Source organism: Sphaerochaeta associata (assembly GCF_022869165.1).
GTDB classification, from domain to species: domain Bacteria; phylum Spirochaetota; class Spirochaetia; order Sphaerochaetales; family Sphaerochaetaceae; genus Sphaerochaeta; species Sphaerochaeta associata.
The window spans coordinates 742022-756596 of the sequence record NZ_CP094929.1 but is presented as its reverse complement, the minus strand read 5'-3'; the positions used below and the strand labels follow the sequence as shown (position 1 = coordinate 756596).

Genomic DNA, 14575 nt, shown 5'->3' with positions numbered 1-14575 from the left:
AGGATGAGATTATGAACAATGCACCCGTTTCGATGGAATTCATTTTATGTTTGGGGGATCTCTCTTTCTCGTTAATACTGCAGTGAGAAGGAAAGAAAGAAGATGGAATGTATGGGCACCTCGTTTGAAGAGAGTAGAAGTTTTGAACAAGAACTGACGTTCAATACTCTGCAAAAAGAAATGGATGTGCGCCAGCTTGCCTTTGGTCGTGCACAGATGGAAACTCTGAAATTGTTAGGGTCTGACAAGCTTTTCACCAACCTCGCCATGTTGCTCTCAGACCAATGCACCCACTCCTGCAAGGTTGCTGTATTCCAAGGCCGTGATACTACAACATTTCGGGACAGAAGAGAATTCACCGGGTCGTTGTTGAAACAGCTGGGCGATGTCTATGAGTACCTCAACAATTACAATAAAACAAAAGCAAGCTTCACAGGACTCCTAAGAGAAGATACTCTGGATTACCCGCAGGACGCCATCAGGGAAGCATTGTTGAACTGTCTTATCCATCGTGACTATTTTTTCACCGGAAGCATCATTATCAATGTATATGACGACCATATGGAGTTCATCTCCCTTGGAGGATTGGTACGAGGGCTTTCCTTGGAAGCCGTTCAGCTGGGAGTATCCCAATCGAGGAACCCCAACCTGGCAGCAATCTTCTATCTTCTGCGATTGGTGGAAAGCTACGGAACCGGCATTCGTAAAATCATGCGTCTCTATGAACATTGCCCGAAAAAACCGCTTTTCAAGGCTGTACAAGGGGCCTTCTCCTGCATCCTTCCAAACAGGAATGAAGTTGTTCAGTATATCCAGAAGCAAGAAAGAACCGAGAGTACAGTCGGAGAGTCAATAGACTCAGAAAAACAATCCATCCTGCATCTTGCAAGGCAAAAGGGATCCATCTCAAGGAAGGAAGTTGAAGACGTTTTCGGGCTGAAGACCACAAAAGCGTTCCGGTTGCTCAGGCAGTTGTGTGATGAAGGCCGGCTGACCCAACAGGTGAGCGGGAAGTTTACCCGCTATATTCCAAGTACCATGTAATGGGAAAGCAGGGAATACCAGAAGCTTTCACACAATCATACCAACGAGGCTGACCATATCCGGTCAGCCTTCCTTGCTCTTTTCTTGACTCAGCCAGTCCTGTAGTTACAGCGCCAGCCTATAAATCTTTTCTACATCCCCAACATACAATTTCTGGAAATTCCCCAAGTAGGTTCGCTCACCCACAAAAGCATTTTCAGCCATGAAACGCAGCTTGTCCTCAGGAATTCCTGCATCGGCGAGCGTTGTCGGCATGCCGATACGCTTATAGAAAGCCTGCAAACGCAGGATTGCCTCTTCTACGATGCCTTCCTTATCACTCAACGGAAGATCGACATTCCAGACCCGCGTTGCATACTGCACGAATCGATCGATATCGACCTTGTGGACATACCGCATCCATGCGGGAAAGAGAATTGCAAGACCCGCACCATGAGCGATGTCGTACAAGGCGCTCAGCTCGTGCTCGATGTCATGGGTCGCCCAGTCGCCGACCCGCCCCCTGTCCAAAAGATTGTTGTGGGCGATGGTGCCGGTCCACATCAACTCTGCACGATACCGGTATTCATCAGGATACTGCAGGGCCAACGGTGCATTGGTGATGACATTACGCATGCAGGCTTCCAACAAGCGGTCGGAGAGGTCGTTATGCTCGACGGTGGTGAAATACCGTTCCTGCAGGTGTGCAAGAATATCGGATGCTCCGCAGGCGGTTTGATATGCCGGAAGCGAATAGTTGGTTTGGGGATCCATCACGGCAAACTTGGAGATGAGGGTTTCGCTGTTGACCGCCCGTTTCAGGCCATGCTCCGCATCGGTGATAACCGATCCGGTGGAACTCTCGGAACCTGCGGCTGGAATTGTCAGGACAACACCAAGAGGCAGTGCTTCAGCAATAGTGTAGTCGGCCTTCATGTAATAGTCGTTCCAGACATCCTGCGAGGCAGGAAGCTTCGCACCAAAGGCGATCGCCTTGGCGGAGTCGATGACGCTTCCCCCTCCGACTGCCAGCACAAAATCGACATGCTCTTTCTTACAGAGCGCAATCCCTTCCCGGACCAAGGAGAGATGGGGATTGGGCACCACCCCGCCGAGATACACTATTTGGAGTCCGGCATCCTTCAGGGAAGCTGTGACCGCATCGAACACTCCATTCTTCTTGATGGAACCGCCCCCAAAGTGGAACAGTACCTTCCTGCCCCATTTTGCTGTTTCTTTTCCGACTTCCGACATTGTACCCTTGCCGAATATGATCCGTGAGGGATTCCAGTATGAGAAATTCTGCATGCTTGACCTCCGTTGTACTACTTTCAATATAGACGCATCTCAAAGGTATTATACATGACAAGACTCTTAAGAACACGAAAAATACGGTTCACCAGCCTAATAATCCTGTCAATCAGCAGGATCACCTTCGAAGCATGCTCCCTTTGTTTCGATTGAGTGAGTCATCTCACCAGAGAAAAGAGACTGTCTCACTAGGAAACAGCCTCTTTCATTCATTATCTACAGTACTAACCGATCAATGCATCATCGTACAATCACCAGGGTGGCCATTGGTACCATCGTAGGAATCACCCTTCATGGCAAGATGAACGGCACCTGTCTTGAAGGTAAGCGGCAAAGCTAGAATATTTGGGTTCTCCGGCAGATATTTTCGCTTGGCATCCGCAAGAGCTTCCTCGAATGTTGACCTTGTCTTCAAACCCATCCCCCTGGCAATTCCCGGCTCGCGTGCACCGACAATATAGATGGCAGATGTATTCATCTCCGCAATGTGACCGCAGCTCATCATCGAGAAGCCATGGAAAGGATGAAACGCATTACAATAGCGATACTTGCGGATGTATTCCTCGTTCGTTGCAAAATACTCACCATAGCGGTTCATATCCGGCAGAACATTCATATAGTCCTTTTGGAACATGGTGTAAATCTCACGCAGATACGGCCACCGTTCATCGTGGAAATATCCGTCACAGATGGTGGAAACAATGAACACACAGCGATCGCTCATGATCCGCTTATGACGAATCACCTGTGCTGAAAGGGCCTGCATCATCTGAATCGGGTTTGTTCCCATGCCGTTTCCATAATGGAAATTCGTGGGCATACCGAATACGATACAATCATACTTCTTCTCAGCGAACGGCACATACGTACGATTGTCTGCAACCTTCCAGCTTGCCGGCTGCATCTCCTTGGCATACCCACTAAAGATGGCCATTTGACGGGAAGCAGAATCTAGCACGCCGTCACAGCAGAAAAATTTCTTACCCATCTTCTCTTCCATGAACATGCCCTGCTCATCGAACTTGTTGCGCATCTCACTGGTTCCCGAAACAGGCGTGAAGTCAACACGGTGCATGACCGACGGCACATGGTGGGCAGCAATGCTCTTCCAATGGGTGATCCCGCAGGTGCAATGCTTGTACCCACCTGAATAGCCACCATACGGATTACCCTGACAATGTCCGATCATAATAGCTACATCGGCGTCATAAACATACTTGTTCATGATCACATGATCACCATGAGCGGTATAGCCTAAATCCACAAGGTGCTCCCAATCCTCCGAATCGTGGCTTGTAACCTGTCCATATGGATAAAAATCGTAAAACAGGTCATCCCCGAGTATCTTGTGCACCTCATCCACCGTTGCACGCGGATGCAAGCCATTGGATATCAACATCAAGATATCCTTTTTTTCAACGCCTACGCTATACAACTCTTCCAAGCATGCAGTGATGGCGACCTTTCGATGGCTGGTCGGTTGAAGGCCTCCCTTCACAATATCCGGGATGATAAACACGACCTTGCTGCCCATTGTTGCCAACTTGGTCAGCGGTGGCATACCAATCGGGTTTTGAATACTCTTCAGTGTCTCGGCATAGAGAGTATCCCAATCCTGGGCAAGAGCAGGTGGATCCTTGACGGTTACGCCAGGTACGAATACATCAGTGTTGTCAGGCAGATTCGCCGAAATGGTACCTTCCCCATACTCAAAATCCAGTTTCATCCTACTTACTCTCCTTTTCATACTGTTTTGCGAATACCTTGTAAACGGCACTGGTATCCTCATTTCCATGTCCATTGGCATGGGCAAGTTCATTGTACATCTGTGCAAAGCCTGCAATAATGCTCGGCAAATCCAGGAAACCTATTGATACCTGAATGCGTTCATTTAAAGTCACTACTGTAGCAACCAATTATCTTTGGTGAAGCTCATTCACCTTATTGTTTCGTCGTCTCTCCATTATCAGTGTCTTTCAAGTTGCTGCCAGAAGCTAGCAGTTCTTCTGAAAGACAATATGGTGTTGGCCCCTTGAGGCCTTGTAATGATCCTTGCTTAACAAAACCTTCAGGACGGCCTTCAAGCTCCTTGATAAGGCGATTACGCCATACCTTGATTCTTCCTACATGCTCCTTGGACTTGGCAAGATCCGTCAATTCTTGCGGATCTATCACCAAATCGAAAAACTGCTCCTTTGCAAGGGCCGGATACCAAATATATTTCTCTTTTCCATCTGTCACGAATTGCATTCCGGTACCGATGGTTTCGAGTCTGCAGCACTCTCCGTGAATATAGTCCCTATCCACCTTCTCTCCACGCATTGCCGGAAGAAGGGATATCCCATCAACATCCTCTGGAATGGGAATATCCGCCATGGAAAGAACTGTTGGAAGCACATCCATCAATTCGACTGGAAGGTCGGATACAGTTCCTTGCTTGATGCCAAACTTCTTGGCATATGCATCAGGCATCCACATAATAAAAGGAATGCGTGCGGAACCCTCATATGCACTGCGTTTGCGGATCCATCCATGGTCGCCCAGCATCTCACCATGATCAGAAAGGAAGATTACAATGGTATTGGGAGGCAGCTTGTAGAGAATTCTCCCTATTTGGTGATCAATCTGCTCAACACAACCCAAGTATCCTGCTCGGTACTCCCGGATACTGCGGGAGGAAGGATCGACACGCCAAGCATTGACAGGCATTCCATTCTGCGTATTGGGCAGATCGTCAACCCAGTCACCTACACAAGGTTCTGGAATATCAGCATTCCAATACTTATTGTAGTAATAAGCTGGAGGCGTGCAGGGAGCGTGAGGTTGGTGATAACTGACATTTAGAAAGAATGGTGCAGTCTTATCCCTTCGTTCGATGAAGCGTAAAGCCATATCAGTACACCAAGTAGTGTAATGAAATTTTTCATCAAGATGGTATGGTCGAGCAGCATACCCGTTATAACTCATTCCATGCGACAAGCCGGCTTCATTGAACTGACCGTTTTCAAGAAGAAAACGATTGTAATCATTGTCTGGATTCGAGCTGTAACATCCATCAGCCCAATCAGAGGATTCAAATCCATAGCGCTTGCGTTCAGGGAAGAGATGCAGCTTCCCGCTAAGATGTGTCTGATATCCAGCTTTTTGTAGAAGTCCTGGAAGCGTATCACCTTCCAAAGAAACTCTATAATTCATCAAAACCCCATGGGTAGCTGGTTTTTTACCACTCAATAGGGTTCTTCGGGCAGGAACACAGACTGGGCAAGCCGAGTAGGCATACGGAAAGTATACCCCTTGTGTTCTCAACTGGGTCAAATAGGGAGTATCCACCACTGAACCCGGAAGACCTCCTATCGCATCCCCTCGTTGCTCGTCAGTCATTATCAATACGATATTTGGTTTGTCCATTCTTACCTCTCTCTTGTGGGCTCTCTACCGAAAACAAAAGCCCAAATCCGAAATCCCTTAGGAAAAGGGAGTTCGGATACTGAATATCCGTGATTCGCTAACGCGTTCTCGCAGAACGTCTTATTTAGCAGTTATAGCAGCAACATCCATGCCAATCTCTGCATAGTATCTTGCAGCACCAGGATGTAGCGGAGTACTGGCATTCAATCCAAGGGTAGCTGTTTGGGGAGAGATGGATCCCATGCTGATATGTATAGCAGCCAAATCCTTCACATTCTCCATCATCTGTTTGGTGACTTGATACACCGCTTCATTGGAAACCGTATCCCGTGCAACCAGAACCTGACGAGTGCAGAAAGTCTGAACCGCTTTCGTCTGCCCAGGATATGCATTTGCAGCAATAGTTGTCTTCTCGATTACCGAACTCTTCTGCTGCATTTTCTTAATCGCCTCGTCATCTATTTCAATGAATCTGACATCTTTGCTTGCGATAAGCTCACTTACTGCAGCAAGCGGAGCACCACCAATCCACATAACAACGTCAAGCTGGCCGTCCTGCATGTAGCTGCACTGGTTCGCAAGGTTGATATCAAATCGTTTAAAATCATCCGCCTTATATCCCAATGCGTCGAGGAACATCGTTGTGACGTCCAGAACAATACCACCAGGCTGCCCTACCCCAACCCTATAACCTTTAAAGTCATATACAGTCTTGATAGCGCTGTTCGCGGGAACGATAATGTGCATTTCAGCGGCGCCCATATTCATCATAGAAAGAACTTTCCCTTTCTCGTATTTCGTATAGGGACCTGTTGCAGAATACACTTGCTCTGCCATCATGTTATTGATGATGCCAAACTCGATTTCCTCATTCATGAGTAACTGAACATTGACAGGAAATCCTCCAGTCTCTTCAACCGACATCGTAGTGCCAAGATTCGCCTTATTCACAACGCTCGCAATGCCGGCTCCCATGGTGTATGCCGCCTGCCCACTGGGACTTGTTCCAATCGACAAATAGGCAGGGACTTTTCCATAACTCGATGCAGCTGCTGCCGGCTTGGCTTCTGTTGTTCCCGCCGCGAACAAACATGACAGTGAAAACAATGTGATGCATACCATACTAAAAATCTTTCTCATAATCATCCTCCAATTGTATTACCTACCCACCTAACTTGGGCATATCGATAGTCTTTTCTTTTCTCTTGAATACTTGCGGAACCATAGCAATTGCTACGAGAACCAAGCCAGCAAAATCAGTCACCACTTCTGGATACATCAACGCAAGAGCTCCGATAAATCCAATTACTCTCAAAGGAAGTGAAACTTTAACTCTTGCATGTCCTTGCAAGCACGCTGCAAGGACTACTACGCCAACCACAGAAGTGAGAATTGCCTGTACTATTTCCGTAGCATTCCCAATCCACAACAAAGCAGGTTGATATGCGAAGAAAAAGGGAACAATAAAGGCCACGAGCCCGAATTTACATGCAGTGAATCCAATTTTCATTGGGTTTGCCTTTGCGATTCCTGATGCAGCATATGCAGCAAGTGCTACAGGAGGTGTGATGGAAGACATTACAGCTCCATACAGGCAGAACATATGAGCCGCGATTGGATGCAGGCCCATTTCAATTAATCCGGGAGCTACTAAAGTAGCGACCATTATGTATGCAGCTGCCGTCGGCATTCCCATACCTAAGATAATGAGCGTAACAAAGGTAAAAAGCAGAGCCAATAGCAGATTCCCTCCGGAAGCCGCAATGATGATGCTACTGATCTTCAAGCCTAATCCTGTCAAGGATACTGAACCAATGATGATTCCAGCACAGGAACATGCTATGGCTACGCCAACAACGTTCTGCCCGGCAGACAAAAGCGCATCAAGCAATTTCCTAGGGGTTATTCGGGTGTGACTCCGAAAATATGAACATACCAGTGCAGTGACTATCCCAAACAAAGCAGACTTGACGGGAGAATACCGCATGGCAAGACTGGCAACGAGTACAACAATCGACAATAGCGTATGCCAATTTTTCTTCCACGTTTCTCGTAAATCCGGCATTTCACTTTCACTCATTGATGAAATATCTTTCTTTACTGCTTCAAAATGAACCATGGTAAATACAGAAATATAATAGAGGACCGATGGAATAATTGCTGCCAGAACTATGATACTATACTGAAGGCCCATCATCTCTGCCATGATGAATGCGGCAGCACCCATCACGGGAGGCATAATCTGGCCTCCTGTTGAGGCAACGGCTTCAATTGCCCCGGCAACATGAGATTCGTACCCTGTCTTTTTCATCAAGGGTATGGTAAACGTCCCTGTTGTTACCACGTTTGAGGCAGCATTGCCAGAAATTGTCCCCATAAGAGCACTGGAAATTACCGCAGCTTTAGCGGGTCCACCCTTGCTTTTCCCGGTAAGAGCAATCGCCAAGTCCATGAAAAATGCCGAACCACCAGAAGCTTCCAGAAAGCTTCCAAAAATGATGAACATCACAACCATGGTTGCGGCAGTACCCAGCGGAGTACCGAATATTCCGCTGGTCCCGGTAACCATATGAGAGATAATTCGGCTCCACCTATATCCCCGATGCCTGAACATTCCTGGCAATACACTGCCAAATCGAGTGTATAGGATGAATAAACTCGAAATGATGACAATCGGCCATCCGATAGTCAGTTTTGTGGCTATCAATAGTATACCTATCAGTGCTGCTCCAAGAAAAAATTCAAATGCATTGATTGAACCCATACTAACTGCAATCTGCCTGAAGTTTGTAACTTGGTACAGTAAGGAGTACCCAGCTGTAATCATCAAAAGAGCTATAATTCCTTTAACCAGGTAATTAATCTTGTCCTTACTCAATTCGGCAGAAAAAACCATGATCATGACAAACAACAGAACCATGCCACGTTGAATCATGTCCACTCTAATCCCAACTACTGCCGTGTATATTACAAACAGCGTCAAACACAGCGCTGCGCTCTCATTCAAATACTTGGCTACTTTGCGCACATACATATCCAATTCACACCCCCACACTACTATACAAACAACGATTATTTGATTTCTTGCGGGAAACCCCTGGAAATTTGATTCCTTGTCACATTCTGCTTTTACGATATATGCAGACTGCAGGAATAAATTTCAGCAAATGGCCTATACGAGGCGTAGGAAACACCTGCACCATACGGGCTAACAAGAACCTTTCATGCTCCAAAACCTAGCAATTTCTCATCAGGTTTCTACTGGTATTATTGTTAATACCTCATACATAAAATGTATCACGGGTTAGCACATGCGTCAACAAAAATATGTATAATATTTATTGGTGTGCTAATAGTTAATGAGTATTATTATATCTATTGTAAGGTGTTCATTGAGGTATGAATATGTATAATACCAGTTGTAGGATATATCCCCTAAGAAGGAACCACTAATGCCGAACATTTTCTTGGATTGACTTGATTCCCAATGGATACCGCTTAAGGGCTAATGAGTATTTATACCTGTCCGCGCGATAAATTGATCGATTGAACATAATTGGTATTCGACCCTCAACAAATGTAATTCGTTCAGAAACCAATACTGGAGCCAATCCGTCAATTTCGAGAAGGTTTGCCTCGTAAGCAGAAGGAGATCCAGCTGAAATGTTTTGGTCGGCAGTGCTGATTTTGTACCCGTAATTTTCCAATATTGCATAGACAATATCTTTCGTTAAATCTGATTTATCCAACAAATGGCCAATGTTTTCCAGCACATACGAATAATCAATCGCAATGGGCCCGACGTCATCCGTGACGACACGAACTACTTTAAAAATCCTGTATTCCAAATTCGTTTTCAGTTTCTTTGCTACATCTTCGGAGACGGTTTCATAGGATTTTTCGATAAGACACACAGAAATTTTCACATTGCGATATGCCAATTCCTCAACCACGCCAACCAATTTCCCTAGTGCATTTTCAATAATTCCCTTACTGCCGCTGGCGACAAAAGTACCCTTTCCATGTTTTCGAACAAGAACGCCATCCTTTACCAAATCGGAAATTGCTTGCCTTACAGTAACCCTGCTTATATTGAATTGTTCAGCGAATTCTCGCTCACTCGAGAGCAGATCGTTAGACCTATATTCCCCATTAGCGATTCTCATCACTATGATTTCTTTAAATTGTTCATATAATGGTTTATGACTATTGGGATATAGCATGGATGCCCACCTTTTCTGATGTATACCTTAGAATAGATAGTTTGGCATGAAACAACAAGTAAAATTCTCGTAATCCTGTTTGCCTCGGAAATGCCAAGAGGCTGTTTCAAAAGTATCCCCTTGAAACAGCCTCTCGTTTCAGTCACTAGTTTTCTGAGCCGGTCACTGCATCATCGTGCTATCACCAGGATGTCCGTTGGTCCCATCGTAGGACTCACCCTTCATCGCAAGATGAACAGCACCGGTTTTGAAGGTAAGCGGCAAAGCTAGAATATTTGGATTTTCCGGCAGATATTTGCGCTTGGCATCTGCAAGAGCTTCCTCGAATGTTGACCTTGTCTTCAAACCCATCCCCCTGGCAATTCCCGGCTCGCGTGCACCGACAATATAGATGGCAGATGTATTCATCTCCGCAATATGACCGCAACTCATCATCGAGAAGCCATGGAAAGGATGAAACGCATTGCAATAGCGATACTTGCGGATGTATTCCTCGTTCGTTGCAAAATACTCGCCATAGCGGTTCATATCCGGCAGGACATTCATATAGTCCTTTTGGAACATGGTGTAAATCTCACGCAGATACGGCCACCGTTCATCGTGGAAATATCCGTCACAGATGGTGGAAACAATGAACACACAGCGATCGCTCATGATCCGCTTATGACGAATCACCTGTGCTGAAAGGGCCTGCATCATCTGAATCGGGTTTGTTCCCATGCCGTTTCCATAATGGAAATTCGTGGGCATACCGAATACGATACAATCATACTTCTTCTCAGCGAACGGCACATACGTACGATTGTCTGCAACCTTCCAGCTTGCCGGCTGCATCTCCTTGGCATACCCACTAAAGATGGCCATTTGACGGGAAGCAGAATCTAGCACGCCGTCACAGCAGAAAAATTTCTTACCCATCTTCTCTTCCATGAACATGCCCTGCTCATCGAACTTGTTGCGCATCTCACTGGTTCCCGAAACAGGCGTGAAGTCAACACGGTGCATGACCGACGGCACATGGTGGGCAGCAATGCTCTTCCAATGGGTGATCCCGCAGGTGCAATGCTTGTACCCACCTGAATAGCCACCATACGGATTACCCTGACAATGTCCGATCATAATAGCTACATCGGCGTCATAAACATACTTGTTCATGATCACATGATCACCATGAGCGGTATAGCCTAAATCCACAAGGTGCTCCCAATCCTCCGAATCGTGGCTTGTAACCTGTCCATATGGATAAAAATCGTAAAACAGGTCATCCCCGAGTATCTTGTGCACCTCATCCACCGTTGCACGCGGATGCAAGCCATTGGATATCAACATCAAGATATCCTTTTTTTCAACGCCTACGCTATACAACTCTTCCAAGCATGCAGTGATGGCGACCTTTCGATGGCTGGTCGGTTGAAGGCCTCCCTTCACAATATCCGGGATGATAAACACGACCTTGCTGCCCATTGTTGCCAACTTGGTCAGCGGTGGCATACCAATCGGGTTTTGAATACTCTTCAGTGTCTCGGCATAGAGAGTATCCCAATCCTGGGCAAGAGCAGGTGGATCCTTGACGGTTACGCCAGGTACGAATACATCAGTGTTGTCAGGCAGATTCGCCGAAATGGTACCTTCCCCATACTCAAAATCCAGTTTCATCCTACTTACTCTCCTTTTCATACTGTTTTGCGAATACCTTGTAAACGGCACTGGTATCCTCATTTCCATGTCCATTGGCATGGGCAAGTTCATTGTACATGTGCGCAAACCCCGCTATGACACTCGGGGCATCAGAATCCTTGGCCATTTGCAGTGCTAGCTTCGTGTCCTTGATCAGCAAATCTACGGTGAAGGCAGGATGATCGAATTCATCCTGAATAATGCACTTCCCCACCTCTCGGAACAGACCACTGACTGTAGCTGCACTTGAACTGGCAACGGTGTTGTAGAATATTTTAGGATCGACACCGACATGTTCTGCAATTGCCATCACTTCACTCGAGATAGCATTTATGCAGGTGAACATCATCTGGTTCAGCAGTTTGAGTGCATTACCGGCCCCATGCTCACCAACGGAAATGGCGTTCGCAGCAAATGTCAGCAGTGCCGGCTTTGCATATTCCAAGGCATCCTTGTTCCCACCGGTTGGCAGCATCCATTTCCCGGTGGCTGACGGTCTTCCTAGAATCGGGCAGTCAAGGTATGCAGAACCGGTTGCTTGTTCCAGCCGTTCAGCATTGTCTTTGGTGGTTTTTGGATCGACGGTACTGGTGTCGACCACTACCTTGCCTTTGCCAAGACCCCGGACAATCCCATTTTCTGCAAAAAGAACCTGCTCAATCTGCACTGGACCTGGTAGTGACATGATCACCAAATCCACCTTTTGGGCTAAATCCATCGGGCTTGCTGCAAGAACAGCACCCATTGTCGCCGCCCGTTCCATGGCTTGTGCAAATGCATCATAAGCAACTACCTTGAATCCACCCTTGAGCAACACCTCAAGCATGCAGATCCCCATACGACCGCAGCCGACAAGCCCGACCGTCTCAACCTTACTTTTCAATCCTGTCCAAGACATCATACAGAACTCCTCCTTCAGCATCCTTAGGCACATCGATTTTCAGAAGCTTGGAAAGCGTCGGGCAAACGTCGATGATGCGGGCTGGAAACTTTCTCTCATACTTTGGTACACCAGGACCCACCATCAACATACAGGCATGCATATCATGCAGTGTCGGTTCAGCCAGATGGACACCCGTGAAATTTCCGCAGACAGCACTATGATCACCACCGTTCTCCGCAACTGTTTCCTTGATTAACTCAGGAAAATTCTTGCAAAGAATGGCCTGTTCATAAAGTTCCGGATTCGCCCTGACCCGTTCCGACCCATCCCGGTACTTGATTGCGGTGCGGTAGATGAAGGGGTGAGACATGTAACCGGGATTCCAGGCATACAACACATCTCCTACACGGTCGAAACCCGGACCTTCATAAATACCAAGCCGGGCGGCTTCCTTCTTCTTCAAAGCATAGGCCACGACATTCTTTCCATTCTCCGGATTCTTCATCCCCATCAAGCAATTGATGATCTCTTCCTGAACCTTCTCATAATCCTTCGGCTCAACGATGCCCTGCGGGTCGCGTCCTTTAAGATTAATGAAGATATGGGCATGACATGGTTCAAGCGGATGACACTTGGTATGCTTCCAATCGATGGAGAGGTTGGATGGATCGTCGGTGGAGAGATCAAGATTGTATTTCAACAGTCCTGCTCGCTGCAAATGCTCTTTCACGAACGGATTCCAGTCAAGATGGGTCATTCCATGGTCGGAGATGAGAACGACATAGGTTTCGTTGAGATCGACGGCCTCCAAGATCTTACCGATATTCTGGTCTACCTGCCTGTAGGTTTCCCTTATCATATGCCAGCAAAACGGAGCAGTCTTTTCGTTGTAGACCCGTGAAGTAGGTTCAATCCCCGAGTAGAGAGCATGCTCTACGTGGTCGATGGTTCCGACCCATGAAAATGCCATATCCCAAGCTTGGTTTTCCAGTACATGCTTGGTAGCTGTTCCCCACCAGTTTGCATGCAGACCCAATTGTTCCAAGTACAGGTCGGAGGACATCCAGCCATCCATAAAAGCCCAGGGATCGTCAACTTCCATATACGTCCCCGCCACCTTCTCCACTTCCTTGCTTAGCGAGGCAGGCACGGAGTATGGATCGGCCATGTTGATTGAACTCTGGTAGAGTTTGAAGTCCTTGCCATCCTTGCTCAGTTCCAGAATCTGGAAGCGGAAACGGCCGTTGCGATTGTAATCCCGGGCATCAAAATTTCGGGTGATCCAGGGGCCATACTCACCGAGAGTGATATCGGTAATTGCAACCTTGGCATCCTTGCTTTCAGAAACCAGCATCCTGTCGTACCCTTCGTCTGAGGAGGCATACACTAGGACCTGCATTTTGTAACCCTTCACATACGTGGGAGGAACCGTAATCTCGAATTCAAGATGGGGTTTCTTGCTCGCAGGAAGATTCTTCCAACCTTCTGCAGGTTTTGTTTCTAGCTTGACGGCACGACCGGGAATCTGATTACAATGCAGTAGCTTATTGGAGAAACATGCACTAGAAGCAACATCCCACAGCGGCATAAAGAAATAGCGGAATGGGGGATTCAGTGCACCCGCCAATTGGCAACCGTTCTCCTCATTAATGGCTCCCATCGGAAAGGTCACCGGCCAATTGACCAAGGCAACTTTCTTGCCCTTCTTGATGCCAACGTCCCAGAGCGTTTCGCAAAGGACCTCATTGCGGTCAAATGAAGTGTGCCAGTGGTCGAGCTCTTCGCCAGGGTGTTTTACCATCAGGCTGGGCACTCCATTGGTTCCACTTCCGGCGCCACTGACAATTGCAGTCCAAGCTGCGGCTGTGAGCGGAGGAAAAACCGTTTCAAGCCTGGAGAACACTCCTTGATCCATCAGCTTTGCAGTATTTGGCATCGCTCCTTCGGCAACAAATTTTTTAACTAAATCCGGCATTGCCGCATCAAGACCTAAAAATAAGATTTTCTTTTCCTTAGCCATGTGATTCATCTCCTATCCTCTTTCCGGCTC

General features: G+C 47.0%; 10 protein-coding genes. 1 reads left to right on the top strand and 9 read right to left on the bottom strand.

Annotated features, from left to right (window positions below; translation table 11 throughout):
- Window positions 1-111 precede the first annotated feature (111 nt).
- Window positions 112-1044 carry an ATP-binding protein gene (locus tag MUG09_RS03440; RefSeq protein ID WP_244773582.1) on the top strand — a complete coding sequence of 311 codons (933 nt, stop codon included), beginning with the start codon at window positions 112-114 and terminating at the stop codon, window positions 1042-1044.
- A gap of 105 nt (window positions 1045-1149) precedes the next feature.
- Here the strand turns inward: MUG09_RS03440 and MUG09_RS03435 are convergent, their stop codons facing one another.
- The 9 genes from MUG09_RS03435 to MUG09_RS03395 form a co-directional block, all read right to left on the bottom strand.
- The gene (locus tag MUG09_RS03435) at window positions 1150-2331 is read right to left on the bottom strand and encodes an iron-containing alcohol dehydrogenase (RefSeq protein WP_244773580.1); all 1182 of its coding nucleotides are present in this window, start codon (window positions 2329-2331) and stop codon (window positions 1150-1152) included.
- A 235-nt stretch (window positions 2332-2566) separates the two neighbouring features.
- Window positions 2567-4060: a lactate racemase domain-containing protein gene (locus MUG09_RS03430; protein WP_244773578.1), complete on the bottom strand. Its 1494-nt coding sequence runs from the start codon at window positions 4058-4060 to the stop codon at window positions 2567-2569.
- Window positions 4061-4275: 215 nt separating this feature from the next.
- Window positions 4276-5742 (bottom strand): sulfatase-like hydrolase/transferase, encoded by a 1467-nt coding sequence (locus tag MUG09_RS03425; RefSeq protein ID WP_244773576.1) that lies wholly within the window; start codon window positions 5740-5742, stop codon window positions 4276-4278.
- 120 nt (window positions 5743-5862) lie between these two features.
- Entirely contained in the window at window positions 5863-6882 is a 1020-nt protein-coding gene (locus MUG09_RS03420; protein WP_244773574.1) for a TAXI family TRAP transporter solute-binding subunit, read from the bottom strand.
- Window positions 6883-6904: 22 nt separating this feature from the next.
- Window positions 6905-8776: a TRAP transporter permease gene (locus MUG09_RS03415; protein WP_244775352.1), complete on the bottom strand. Its 1872-nt coding sequence runs from the start codon at window positions 8774-8776 to the stop codon at window positions 6905-6907.
- Between the two features lie 415 nt (window positions 8777-9191).
- Window positions 9192-9965, bottom strand: a complete 774-nt coding sequence (locus MUG09_RS03410; protein WP_244773572.1) for a GntR family transcriptional regulator — start codon at window positions 9963-9965, stop codon at window positions 9192-9194.
- A 162-nt stretch (window positions 9966-10127) separates the two neighbouring features.
- A complete protein-coding gene (locus MUG09_RS03405; protein WP_244773570.1) occupies window positions 10128-11621 on the bottom strand; it encodes a lactate racemase domain-containing protein in 1494 nt (497 codons plus the stop codon).
- Window position 11622: 1 nt separating this feature from the next.
- Complete coding sequence (locus MUG09_RS03400) at window positions 11623-12543, bottom strand: NAD(P)-dependent oxidoreductase (protein ID WP_244773568.1); 921 nt, start codon at window positions 12541-12543, stop codon at window positions 11623-11625.
- Window positions 12515-14545 (bottom strand): alkaline phosphatase family protein, encoded by a 2031-nt coding sequence (locus MUG09_RS03395; RefSeq protein ID WP_244773566.1) that lies wholly within the window; start codon window positions 14543-14545, stop codon window positions 12515-12517. Before MUG09_RS03395 ends, MUG09_RS03400 begins: the two co-directional genes overlap by 29 nt.
- Window positions 14546-14575 lie beyond the last annotated feature (30 nt).

Excerpts from the sequence above, each read along its gene's own strand:
- MUG09_RS03440 (WP_244773582.1), top strand. The coding sequence starts at position 112 with ATGGGCACCTCGTTTGAAGAGAGTAGAAGTTTTGAACAAGAACTGACG.
- MUG09_RS03435 (WP_244773580.1), bottom strand. The coding sequence starts at position 2,331 with ATGCAGAATTTCTCATACTGGAATCCCTCACGGATCATATTCGGCAAG.
- MUG09_RS03430 (WP_244773578.1), bottom strand. The coding sequence starts at position 4,060 with ATGAAACTGGATTTTGAGTATGGGGAAGGTACCATTTCGGCGAATCTG.
- MUG09_RS03425 (WP_244773576.1), bottom strand. The coding sequence starts at position 5,742 with ATGGACAAACCAAATATCGTATTGATAATGACTGACGAGCAACGAGGG.
- MUG09_RS03420 (WP_244773574.1), bottom strand. The coding sequence starts at position 6,882 with ATGAGAAAGATTTTTAGTATGGTATGCATCACATTGTTTTCACTGTCA.
- MUG09_RS03415 (WP_244775352.1), bottom strand. The coding sequence starts at position 8,776 with ATGTATGTGCGCAAAGTAGCCAAGTATTTGAATGAGAGCGCAGCGCTG.
- MUG09_RS03410 (WP_244773572.1), bottom strand. The coding sequence starts at position 9,965 with ATGCTATATCCCAATAGTCATAAACCATTATATGAACAATTTAAAGAA.
- MUG09_RS03405 (WP_244773570.1), bottom strand. The coding sequence starts at position 11,621 with ATGAAACTGGATTTTGAGTATGGGGAAGGTACCATTTCGGCGAATCTG.
- MUG09_RS03400 (WP_244773568.1), bottom strand. The coding sequence starts at position 12,543 with ATGATGTCTTGGACAGGATTGAAAAGTAAGGTTGAGACGGTCGGGCTT.
- MUG09_RS03395 (WP_244773566.1), bottom strand. The coding sequence starts at position 14,545 with ATGGCTAAGGAAAAGAAAATCTTATTTTTAGGTCTTGATGCGGCAATG.